This is a genomic window from Streptomyces sp. MP131-18 (assembly GCF_001984575.1).
GTDB classification, from domain to species: Bacteria; Actinomycetota; Actinomycetes; order Streptomycetales; family Streptomycetaceae; genus Streptomyces; species Streptomyces johnsoniae.
The window spans coordinates 93,235-104,264 of record NZ_LZNS01000001.1; the positions used below are offsets into that span (position 1 = coordinate 93,235).

Genomic DNA, 11,030 nt, shown 5'->3' on the forward strand with positions numbered 1-11,030 from the left:
ACGGAGGGCGTGGCCCGGCGGACACACAGCAGCACCATGGGACACCCGGCGGCGGCTGACGCCCGCACAGCGCGACGAAGGCGAGGCCGAGCCGGCCGGCCGGCCGCGACGTCCTCGGCCGGCGACCGCGAGCCGCCCTGCCGGCCAGGGTGCGCCGGGCCCCGATCAGCTCCACGCTGCGCGTGTTGCGCAGAACAGCCGGGCGCCCAGCCCGCGTTCGAGCGCGCGCACCGAGGCGGACAGACCGGCGCGGGTGAAATGACGCTCCTCCGCCACGGCGATGACGTACTCCCGCTGCCGGATCTCCACGATTGAGAAGGTCAGGCGATCAGTCGGTGCACCTTCTTCTATTGGACAGATGGAAGCCGCGGGGTGAGGATCGCCTGGTGCCCGCCCCGAGGCCGGCACGGTCCGTGAACCACTTCTTTGCGAAAGGGCTTTCCCATGCAGACGCGTCGCATCGGCTCCGTCCAGGTCAGCGCGATCGGGCTCGGGGCAATGCCCATGTCGATCGAGGGCAGGCCGGACGAGGCCCGCTCGCTGGCGGCCGTGCACGCAGCGCTGGAGGCGGGCGTGACGTTCATCGATACCGCCGACGCCTACCACATTCACGCCGACGAGGTCGGCCACAACGAACGCCTCGTTGCCAAGGCCCTGGCGACGCACCCCGCGGGTGCGGACGTGCTGGTGGCCACCAAGGGCGGCCTGCGGCGGCCGGGCGACGGGACCTGGCAGAAGCACGGCAGGCCGCAGGACCTGAAGCGCGCCTGCGAGCAGTCCCTCGCCCGGCTCGGGGTGGAGGCCATCGGGCTGTACCAGTTCCACCGCCCGGACCCCGAGGTGCCCTACGCGGACTCCATCGGGGCACTCGCGGAGCTGCTGGACGAGGGCAAGATCCGGCTGGCCGGTATCTCCAACGCCGACCCCGGCCAGATCCGCCAGGCGCAGGACGTGCTGGGCGGCCGGCTGGCCGGCGTGCAGAACCAGTACTCCCCCGCGTTCCTCTCCAGCCGCCCCGAACTCGACCTGTGCACGGACCTCGGCGTGGCGTTCCTGCCCTGGGCCCCGCTCGGCGGCATCACGAACGCAGGTGAACTCGGCGAGCGGCACGCCGCGTTCGGCGAAGTGGCGGCGGAGCTCGGAGCCAGCCCGCACCAGGTCTGCCTGGCCTGGATGCTGGCCGCCTCGCCCGTGGTCGTGCCGATCCCCGGTTCGAGCCGTCCGGAGACGGCACGGGACTCGGCCGCGGCGGCCGGACTGGCCCTGTCGGCGGACCAGCTCGCGCGGCTCGACGCGGCGGTCTTCGGCGGTCCGGGCGCGGATTCCCCCGCCGCCCCCTGAACCCGGCCGGCAATTTCCGCATTCGCGAACGTGCTGAAATAGCGCCGTTTCGCCCGGACTTCCCCCTTCGCCGTTCGGTATTTCGAGCGATGGCTTTCTTTATTTCGGGGCCGCCGTCACTGCCACTCCCCGGGTCTTCACAGTCACTTGGGGCGGCATTAACGTAAGAGAAGCCTGCCACTCGGCCGATATTTCGGCGGGCCTTCGCGCGATATCCGAAAGTTTCGGGCCCTCGCCGGGCGAGAGGGGTTTCGCATGGTCCGTGCCACGGGATCGGGTGGACCCACCCTGGCGGTCGTGGCCAGAGAGGCGGGCGTCTCCGTGCCCACGGCCTCCAAGGTCGCCAACGGCCGCCAGGATGTGGCACCGGAGACCCGCCGCCGGGTCACCGAGGTGCTCGACCGGCTCGGCTACGTGCGCCGCCAGCGGCCGCCCGCGCACCGCCGGCCGGACCTCGTCGACCTGGTGGTGCACGACCTGGCCGGTCCGCGGGCGGGCGCCGTCCTGCATGGCGTGGACCAGGCGGCGCACGAGGCCGGGCTCGGCGTGGTGATCTCCGCGGCACTTACCGGCGCGCGCGGCGACGGGCCCGGGCGCGGCTGGCTGGAACGGCTGTCGGCGCGCGGCCCGGCGGACGGCCCGGCGGGGGTGCTGCTCCACGTGAAAGAACTGGATGCCGCTCAGCACGCGTGGCTGGAGCAGCGCCATATCCCCTGCGTCATGATCGACCCGGTGGCCGATCCGCCGGCGGACATTCCCTCGGTCGGCGCCACCAACTGGCAGGGCGGGGTCAGCGCCACGGAGCACCTGATCGGCCTCGGGCACCGGCGGATCGCGGTGATCGGAGGCGCCCGGCACCGCACGTGCGGCGCCGGGCGCGTGGCGGGCCACCGTTCCGCCATGTCCGCCGCCGGGCTGCAGGTGCCACCCGAGTACGTGCGGTACGGGTCGTTCGACGAGGCGGGTGCCGGGCGGCAGATGCTCGATCTGCTGGCGCTGCCCGAGCCGCCGACCGCCGTGTTCGCGTGCTCCGACGCGATGGCGCTCGGAGCGGTACGGGCGCTGGGCGAACGCGGCCTGCGCGTGCCGCGGGACGTGAGCGTCGTCGGCTTCGACGACCTGCCGCAGGCGGTGTGGGCGACGCCGGCCCTGACGACCGTGCGGCAGCCGCTGTCCGAGATGGCCGCGGCAGCGCTGCGGCTGCTGCTGCGCCTCCTGGACGGCGACCGCCCCGAGGGCATGCGGACCGAACTGTCGACCCGCCTGGTGGTGCGGGACAGCACGGCGCCCCCGGCCGCCTGACCGGGGGCGCTCGCGCCGGCCCTCCCGCGTCAGCCGCGGGCGGCCAGCAGGTGGTCGGTCGCCAGCTGGTCCAGGGCCTCGAAGGCCATGCCGCGGCGGCCGGCGGCCTCCGGGTCGAACTCCTCGAACGCCGAACGGTCGGCGAGCAGCGCCGCCGGGCTTTCGCCCGGCTCCAGGGTGGGCCTGGCCAACTCGTCGAGGCGCGACGCGCGCAGCGCCTCCTGCACGGCCGGGTCGGCGCGGAAGGCGGCGGCGCGCTCCTTGAGGATCAGGTAGTTGCGCATGCAGCCGGCGGCGGAGGCCCACACGCCGTCGAAGTCCTCGGTGCGCGGCGGCTTGAAGTCGAAGTGGCGCGGCCCTTCGTAGCCGCCCGACTCCAGCAGGTCCACCAGCCAGAAGGCGGATCGCAGGTCACCGGCGCCGAAGCGCAGGTCCTGGTCGTACTTGATGCCGTTCTGCCCGTTCAGGTCGATGTGGAACAGCTTGCCCGACCACAGGGCCTGGGCGATGCCGTGCGGGAAGTTGAGCCCGGCCATCTGCTCGTGGCCCACCTCCGGGTTGACCCCGAACAGCTCGGGCCGCTCCAGCCGTTCGATGAACGCCAGGGCGTGGCCGACGGTCGGCAGCAGGATGTCGCCGCGCGGCTCGTTCGGCTTCGGCTCCAGCGCGAAGCGCAGCCCGTAACCCTGCTCGGTCACATACTCGGCCAGCAGGTCGAACGCCTCCTTGAAGCGGTCGAGTGCGGCCCTGACGTCCTTGGCGCCGCCGGACTCCGCACCCTCCCTGCCGCCCCAGGCCACGAAGGTCTCGGCGCCCAGTTCGGCGGCGAGGTCCAGGTTGCGCATGGTCTTGCGGAGCGCGTACCGGCGCACGTCGCGGTCGTTGGCGGTGAAGGCGCCGTCCTTGAAGACGGGGTGCGTGAAGAGGTTGGTCGTGACCATCGGCACGACGATCCCGGTGCTGTCCAGCGCCTGCCGGAACCGCTTGATGTGCCCCTCGCGCTCGCTCTGCGAGGCGCCGAACGGGATCAGGTCGTCGTCGTGGAAGGTGACACCGTAGGCACCGAGCTCGGCCAGCCTGGTGACGGACTCCACCGGGTCGAGGGCGGGGCGGGTGGCGTCCCCGAACGGGTCGCGGCCCTGCCAGCCGACGGTCCACAGACCGAAGCTGAACTTGTCCGCGGGTGTGGGCTGGAATGACATGGCGGCTCCTCGGCTCCCCAGTATTTCGTCATGGCCGTTGACAAATTAGTATGCACAGGCACGCCTGGGGAATCCAGGCCCCTACACCGGCCTGTCAGAGAGGACCGCGCTCATGGCTGCACCGGATGGACCCCTCGTCGTCGGCGTGGACAGTTCCACGCAGTCCACCAAGGCGCTGGTGGTGGACACCGCCACCGGCGCCGTTGTGGCGCGCGGACAGGCGCCGCACGTGGTGACCGACGAGCACGACAGCGACCCGGAACAGTGGTGGCGGGCGCTGGCCGAGGCCGTCGGCCAGTGCGGCCCCGCCGCCCGGCAGGCCGCCGCCGTCTCCGTCGCCGGGCAGCAGCACGGCCTGGTCACGCTCGACGCGGACGGCCGCCCCGTGCGCAATGCGCTGCTGTGGAACGACACCAGGTCCGCACCGCAGCGCGACCGGCTGATCGACGAGCTGGGCGGGCCGGCGGAGTGGGCACGGCGCACGGGAAGCGTGCCGCCGCCCTCGTTCACCGTGACGAAGTGGGCCTGGCTGCGGGAGAACGAGCCGCAGGCCGCCGCCGCCACCCGGGCCGTGCGGCTGCCCCACGACTACCTGACCGGGCGGCTGACCGGTCAGGGCTTGCACGGCGGCACCACCGACCGCGGCGACGCCTCGGGCAGCGGATGGTGGTCCACCGCGACCGAGAGCTACGACGAGCACATCCTCGGCCGGGTCGGCCTCGATCCCGAACTGCTGCCCCGTGTCGTGGGCGCGGGCGAGCCCGCCGGCACGGTGGCCAAGGGTCTGCCCCTGCCCGAGGGCATCCTCGTGGCCGCGGGCACCGGGGACAACATGGCCGGCGCCCTCGGTCTCGGCCTGGCACCGGGCCGCCCGGTGCTCAGCCTCGGCACCTCCGGCACCGTCTACGCCGTCAGCGAACAGCGGCCCGCGGACCCGAGCGGCATCGTGTCCGGCTTCGCCGACGCATGGCGCGGCTGGCTCCCGCTGGCCTGCACCCTCAACTGCACGCAGGCCGTCGACCGGTTCGCCACCCTCCTCGGCCTGGACCGGGAGGCCACCGAGCCCGGCGGCTCCGCGGTCGTGCTGCCGTTCCTGGACGGCGAACGCACCCCCGACCTGCCGTACGCCACCGGCCTGGTGCACGGGCTCGTGCACGCGACCTCCGGCGGTCAGGTCCTCCAGGCCGCCTACGACGGCGCCGTGTTCGCGCTGCTGAGGGCCCTCGACCTGGTGCTGGACGACTCCGCCGACCCCGGCGAGCCCATCCTGCTCATCGGCGGCGGCGCTCGTGGCACGGCCTGGCGGGAGACCGTACGCAGGCTCTCCGGCCGCCCGGTCAAGGTCCCGCGCGCCGACGAGCTGGTGGCCCTCGGGGCCGCCGCGCAGGCTGCCGGGCTGCTGCTCGGCCGCGACCCCGCCGCGGTCGCGCGGGAATGGGACACCGCAGCCGGTCCCGAATACCCGGCCGTCGCCCGCGACGAGAAGGCGCTGGCCAGGCTGGACGCCGCACTCAGCGACGCGGACGCGCTGCTGCGGCGGCGCTGAGGAACGCCGTGGCCCAGCCCGCGCCGAAGGCGCAGCACGAGATGCGGCAGCGCAACCTCTCCCGCGTGCTGCACACCCTGGCCGCGGGCGGGCCGCTCTCCCGCGCCGCCGTCGCCGCCGAGATCGGCCTGACCAGGGCCGCCGTCTCCACGCTCGTCGACGAACTGCTGCGCGGCGGCCTCCTCGTCGAGCAGGGTCCCGGCCGGTCGGGAAGCGTGGGCAGGCCGGGTACCCAGCTGCTCCTGACCGACCGCGGCCCGTGCGGCGTCGGCGCCGAAATCGGCGTGGACCACCTGGCGGTGTGCGTCATGGACCTGCGCGGCGACGTGCGCGTGCGGGCCGTGCACGCCACGCGCAACCAGGGCAGCGACCCCGCCGTCGTCCTGCACGCACTGGGCGGCATGCTGCACACCGCGGCCGAGCGGGCCGCGGGCCTCGGCCTGCGCCCGGCCGGGCTGACGGTGGCCGTGCCCGGCCTGGTCGCCCGGGACTCCGCCACCGTGCTGCGCGCGCCCAACCTCGGCTGGCACGGCACGGACCTGGCCGCGGCGCTGCCCACGGATCTCGGCCGGGTCACCGTGGAGAACGAGGCCAACCTCGGCGCGCTGGCCGAGCTGTGGTCCGCCCACCACGTGCCGCCGGAAGGCGGGCCCGACAGCTTCGTACACGTCTCGGCCGAGATCGGCATCGGCTCGGCGCTGGTGCTCGACGGCGAACTGCTCCGCGGCGCCCACGGGTTCGCGGGTGAGCTGGGCCACCTGCCGGTCCGGCCGGAAGGCAGGCCCTGCTCCTGCGGCGGCCGGGGCTGTCTGGAGACCTACGCGGGCGAGGAGGCGGTGCTGCGCGCCGCCGGACTGGAACCTGGTCCTGGCGTCCGGCTCGGCGCGCTGACCGAGCGCTGCGAGGCCGGCGACCGGGACGCGCTGCGCGCAGTCAAGCAGGCGGGCACCGCCCTGGGCATCGCGCTGTCGGGCGCGGTCAATCTGCTCGATCCCCGGCAGGTGGTCATCGGCGGCTCACTCGCCAGGCTCGCGCCGTGGCTGCTGCCGCCCGTCGGCCGGGAGCTGGCCCGGCGCACCGCGGTCGCCGCCGGCGGCCGGAGCACACCGGTGCCGGTGACGGCCTCGCCGCTCGGCCCGGACGGGCCGCTGCTCGGCGCGGCGCGCTTCGCCGTCAGGGCGGCCCTCGACGAGCCAGCCGGGCTGCTGCGGAGCTGACCCCGAGGCCGTATCCGACCCCCGCCTTCACCCGATCAGGCGAATTACCGGCAAGAGCCTCATGCCGCACACGGCGTGGGCGCAGGATCGCCCCGTGAAGAAGAGGCTGCACGCACTCCGGGCGGGCGCCGGAGCCGCCTGCGCCGCGCTGATCGTGGTGGGCGCGGGGCCCGGAGCCGCATCGGCCCAGCCCGCACCGGCTTTCGGCGACTGGCCCTGGCCACCGCCGTTCCCGTGGCTGCCGCCGTGCCCCATACCCCCGCCGCCGCCCGTGCCCACCCCGCCGCCCGTGCCCACCCCGCCGCCGCTCCCGACTCCGCCGCCGGAGCCGACGCCACCGCCCACGCCCTCTCCCCCGCCGGAGCCCGAGCCCGAGCCCGAGCCGCCGAGTCCGCCGCCCGCGCCCGAGCCCCAGGAGCCGGAGCCCGCGCCGGCAGCCCCGCCGCCCGCGCCGCCGCCGCAGCCGGAGCCGGAGCGGGAACCCGAGCCGTCCCCGGAGCCGGAGCCGGAGCCGTCTCCGTCACCGCCGGCCGCTCCCGAACCGCCCCCGCCGTCCCCCTCGCCCGCCTCACTGTCCGCTGCCCTGCGGCTTCCGGTGGACGACGAGCCACCCGCCGGGGACGGCTCGCTCACCGCCCGCACGCTCCTGATCGTGGCCCCCGCCGTGCTGGCCGCGGCGGCGCTGCACCCCCGTTCCCGTTCCGGCCCCCGCTCCGGCGGCTCCTAGGAGGTCCCGGTGTCCGATTGGCTCATGCTGACCCTCGTGGTCATCACCACCTGCCTGGTCGTTCTGGTCGCCGTCGTGATGCGGCAACGGCGGGCCGGGGATGACGACGATCCCTCGGAAACACCGGACGTCATCGAGTACATGACGATGATGATGGGCGTGGTGTACGCCATCGTGCTCGGCCTGGCCATCGCCGGCGTCTGGGAGGCGCGCGGCGCGGCGGACGAGTGGGTCCGGCAGGAGGCGCAGGCCCTGCACGAAGTCAGCGAACGCGCCGCGGTGTTCTCCGCCGGCATACGTGACGGCATCCGCTCGGACGTGGACGCCTACGTCGCCCACACGGTGGACGACGAGTGGTCCTACATGGTTGACAACGGCGAACTGACCGAAAAAGGCGACGAGTTGCTCAAGCAGCTGCGGGCCTCCGTACTGGGCCAGGAGCCGGAGACCGTGAGCGAGATCCAGGCCTACCAGGGGATGATCGACCAGGTGGCCGCCGCGGACGAGGCCCGGGTCGGCCGCGGGCAGAGCGCCAAGCCGACGATGCCTGTCGTGGTGTGGATCGGTCTGATCGCGGGCGCCGCGGTGGCGGTGGGCATGGTGTTCGCCCTCCAGATCCAACGCTCCGGACGTGAGCTGCTGCTGGCCGGAATGTTCAGCGCGCTGATCGCCTTTCTGCTGTTTCTGGTCTGGTACTTCGACAATCCGTTCGCCCACGGCGTCGGCGACTCCGGAGAGGCGTTCCGGGCGCTGTTTCCGCAGGCCGTCAGCGGCGGATGAGCCGACGTGGCCGCGGCCCCAGGCTCTAGCATGATGCGAATGAGCGCACTGTTTCCGGAGCTGGCCGACGGTTCGGCCAAGCCCGCCCTGCACTTCGGCGACCAGATACTCAGCCACGCCCGGCTACACGCGGCGGCCGTCGCCCTGGCCCGGCGGCTGGCCGGGCACGGCCGCGTCGCGGTGTGGGCCACCCCCGCGCCCGAGACCGCGGTGGCTGCCGTCGCCTGCCTCCTGGCGGGTGTGCCCGTCATCCCGGTCAACCCGAAGAGCGGCGCCCGCGAGTTGCTCCACATCGTCACCGACAGCGCGCCGTCGCTGGTACTCGCGCCGCCGGGGGCCGTGCTGCCCGAGGCTCTGGCCGCGCTCCCCCGGCTCGACACCGCCCTGGCACCCGGGGAGGAGCCGGACGGCGGAGCGCCGCCCGAGCCCGGCCCCGAGCACCCGGCGCTGATCGTGTACACCTCCGGGACCACAGGACCGCCGAAGGGGGTCGTCGTCCCCCGCCGCGCGGTGGCCGCCACGCTGGACGCGCTGGCTGACGCGTGGCAGTGGACCGGGGAGGACGTCGTGGTCCACGCACTGCCCCTCTTCCACGTGCACGGGCTGGTACTTGGCGTGCTGGGACCGCTGCGGCGCGGCGGCACCGTGCGCCATCTCGGTCGTTTCTCGCCCGAAGGCGTCGCCGAGGCGCTCTCGGACGGCGGCACCATGCTGTTCGGTGTGCCGACGATGTACCACCGGCTCGCCGAAGCCGCCGGGGCGGACGACCGGATCGCCGCCGCGCTGTCCGGCGCGCGGCTGCTGGTCTCGGGCTCGGCGCCGCTCCCGCGGACCGACCACGAGCGGATCGAGGCTGCTACGGGGCGGCGGGTCATCGAGCGGTACGGCATGACCGAGACGATGATGAACACGAGCGTCCGCGCGGACGCGCCGCCCGCGACCGGCACGGTCGGGGTGCCGCTGCCCGGGGTCGAGGTCCGCCTGGTCGACGAGTCGGGCCGGCCGGTGACGGGCGGCGACGGCGAGACGGTGGGCGAGATCCAGGTCCGCGGGCCGAATCTGTTCACCGAGTACCTGGGTCGGCCCGACGCCACCGCGGAGGCGTTCGACGGCGACTGGTTCCGCACCGGCGACATGGCCACGCGCGATGCGGCCGGGTGCTACCGGATCGTGGGCCGCAAGTCGACCGACCTGATCAAGTCCGGCGGCTACAAGATCGGGGCCGGGGAGATCGAGAACGTGCTGCTGACCCACCCCGGTGTCGCCGAGGCCGCCGTCACCGCGGCCCCCGATCCGGACCTGGGCGAGCGCGTCGTCGCCTGGATCGTGCCGCGGGACGAGACGAGTCCGCCCTCCGCGCAGGAGTTGACCGACCACGTCGCGGGGCAGCTCGCCTCCCACAAGCGCCCCCGGGAGGTCAGGTTCCTCGCCGTGCTGCCCCGCAACGACATGGGCAAGGTCCTCAAGAAGGAGCTGGCGTGACAGCGGCCGTCACCGGCCGGGCCGTTCCGGCGCGGGAGCTGATCGCGGCGCTGACGCCGGCGTTCACCGAGCTGCCCAGGGCCGCCGAGGCGGCCGCGGCCGACGGTCCGATCGGCTGGCCCGGCTACGGCGAGGCCCGGGCCCGGGCCCGGGCGCGCACCGGCGAGCCGGAGTCGGTGGTCTGCGGGATCGGCGATGTGGGGGGCACCGAGGCGGTGCTGATCGCCTTCGAGTTCGGTTTCCTCGGCGGCTCCATCGGCGAGGAAACCGGGGCGCGCATCGAGAACGCCTTCATCACCGCCCGCGACCTCTCGCTTCCGGTGGTGTCGCTGATCGCCAGCGGCGGCAGCCGCATCCAGGAAGGCATGTGCGCCCTCACCCAGTTGCAGCGGATCGCGCGCCAGATGGTCCGGCTGCGGGCAGCCGGGCTGCCGCACCTGGCGGTGCTCGCCGGGCCCGTCACCGGTGGCGGGTGGGCCACTCTCGGCGCGGGCGCGGACGTGCGGGTGGCGCTGCCCGGGGCCCAGATCGGCTTCGCCGGGTCACGGACCAGGCCGCCCGGGGCCGATGCGGACGCCTACACGGCCGAGGCACAGTTCGCCGCGGGCCACGTCGACCAGATCGTGCCCGCCGCCGGTCTCGGGACCGTTGCGGCGCGCTGGCTTCGGCTGCTCACCACGCCCGCGGCGGGACCGGTGACGCCGCCCAGGGCGCTGCGGGCCGTTCCGCCCCCGGACAGCGGCTGGCAGGCCGTACGGCGCGCGCGGGAGGCGGACCGCCCGGGCGCGGAGGCGTACCTGGGGGCGTACTTCGCGGAGCGGGCGCCACTGGGCGGGACCGATCCGGGTCTCCTGTGCGGGTTCGGGATGCGCGACGGCCGCAGCGTCGCGTACGTCGCGCAGTGCGGCGCCGCCACCCGGCCGGCCGGGTTCCGCGCGGCGTCGCGCCTGGTGACGCTCGCGGACCGGCTGTCGGTCCCGGTCCTCAGCCTGGTCGACACCCCGGGCGCGGCCAACGACGCCGAGGCCGAACGGGACGGGGTGGGGGCGGCCATCGCGGAGACCATCACGGCCGTGGCCGGCTGCCGCATCCCGGTGACGACGTTGCTCGTCGGCGAGGGCGGTTCCGGCGGTGCCGTGGCGCTCACCTCCCCGGGGCACACGTGGGTGACGCCGGACAGCTACTACTCGGTCGTCGCTCCGGAGCGGGCCGTGGCGATCCTGAAGCGCGGGCCGGACGACGTACCCACGACGGCCGAGCAGTTGCGGCTGCGCCCGCAGGACCTGGTGGACCTCGGCATCGCCCGCGGGATCGTGCCCGCCGAGCCGGCCTGACCTCCGGCCCTCGGCACCGCCCGGCTCCCCCGGTCCTCCGTTCGACATGCTGCGGAACGGAGGACCGGTCGGTATCTCGGCCGCGGCGGCGCGGAAGTG

At 74.6% G+C, this 11,030-nt stretch carries 9 protein-coding genes and 1 pseudogene; 8 read left to right on the forward strand and 2 right to left on the reverse strand.

All coding sequences use genetic code 11. The features are described from left to right. Positions 1 to 127: 127 nt before the first annotated feature. Positions 128 to 309, reverse strand: a pseudogene (locus STBA_RS39185) (LysR family transcriptional regulator); the annotation flags it as partial. A 135-nt stretch (positions 310 to 444) separates the two neighbouring features. Here STBA_RS39185 and STBA_RS00415 point away from each other — a divergent pair. After that, complete coding sequence (locus tag STBA_RS00415; protein ID WP_077057324.1) at positions 445 to 1,341, forward strand: aldo/keto reductase; 897 nt, start codon at positions 445 to 447, stop codon at positions 1,339 to 1,341. 255 nt (positions 1,342 to 1,596) lie between these two features. Next, complete coding sequence (locus tag STBA_RS00420) at positions 1,597 to 2,643, forward strand: LacI family DNA-binding transcriptional regulator (protein ID WP_077057325.1); 1,047 nt, start codon at positions 1,597 to 1,599, stop codon at positions 2,641 to 2,643. Between the two features lie 29 nt (positions 2,644 to 2,672). On the opposite strand, the gene xylA is transcribed toward STBA_RS00420, so the two are convergent. Beyond that, positions 2,673 to 3,845: a xylose isomerase gene (gene xylA, locus STBA_RS00425; RefSeq protein ID WP_077057326.1), complete on the reverse strand. Its 1,173-nt coding sequence runs from the start codon at positions 3,843 to 3,845 to the stop codon at positions 2,673 to 2,675. 112 nt (positions 3,846 to 3,957) lie between these two features. Between xylA and xylB the strand changes: the two genes are divergently transcribed. The 6 genes from xylB to STBA_RS00455 all read left to right on the forward strand — a co-directional run bounded on the left by xylB (position 3,958) and on the right by STBA_RS00455 (position 10,931). Beyond that, the gene (xylB, locus tag STBA_RS00430) at positions 3,958 to 5,391 is read left to right on the forward strand and encodes a xylulokinase (RefSeq protein ID WP_077057327.1); all 1,434 of its coding nucleotides are present in this window, start codon (positions 3,958 to 3,960) and stop codon (positions 5,389 to 5,391) included. A gap of 41 nt (positions 5,392 to 5,432) precedes the next feature. Then, entirely contained in the window at positions 5,433 to 6,608 is a 1,176-nt protein-coding gene (locus STBA_RS00435) for an ROK family transcriptional regulator (RefSeq protein WP_077063002.1), read from the forward strand. 94 nt (positions 6,609 to 6,702) lie between these two features. Next, on the forward strand, positions 6,703 to 7,335 hold the full coding sequence (locus STBA_RS37515; protein ID WP_171987611.1) for a hypothetical protein: 633 nt from the start codon (positions 6,703 to 6,705) through the stop codon (positions 7,333 to 7,335). Positions 7,336 to 7,344: 9 nt separating this feature from the next. Next, on the forward strand, positions 7,345 to 8,115 hold the full coding sequence (locus STBA_RS00445) for a DUF4239 domain-containing protein (RefSeq protein ID WP_077057329.1): 771 nt from the start codon (positions 7,345 to 7,347) through the stop codon (positions 8,113 to 8,115). A 39-nt stretch (positions 8,116 to 8,154) separates the two neighbouring features. Continuing rightward, positions 8,155 to 9,597: an acyl-CoA synthetase gene (locus STBA_RS00450; RefSeq protein WP_077057330.1), complete on the forward strand. Its 1,443-nt coding sequence runs from the start codon at positions 8,155 to 8,157 to the stop codon at positions 9,595 to 9,597. Next, positions 9,594 to 10,931 carry a carboxyl transferase domain-containing protein gene (locus STBA_RS00455; RefSeq protein WP_077057331.1) on the forward strand — a complete coding sequence of 446 codons (1,338 nt, stop codon included), beginning with the start codon at positions 9,594 to 9,596 and terminating at the stop codon, positions 10,929 to 10,931. The genes STBA_RS00450 and STBA_RS00455 overlap by 4 nt, the downstream gene beginning before the upstream one ends. The last annotated feature ends 99 nt before the right edge of the window (positions 10,932 to 11,030 follow it).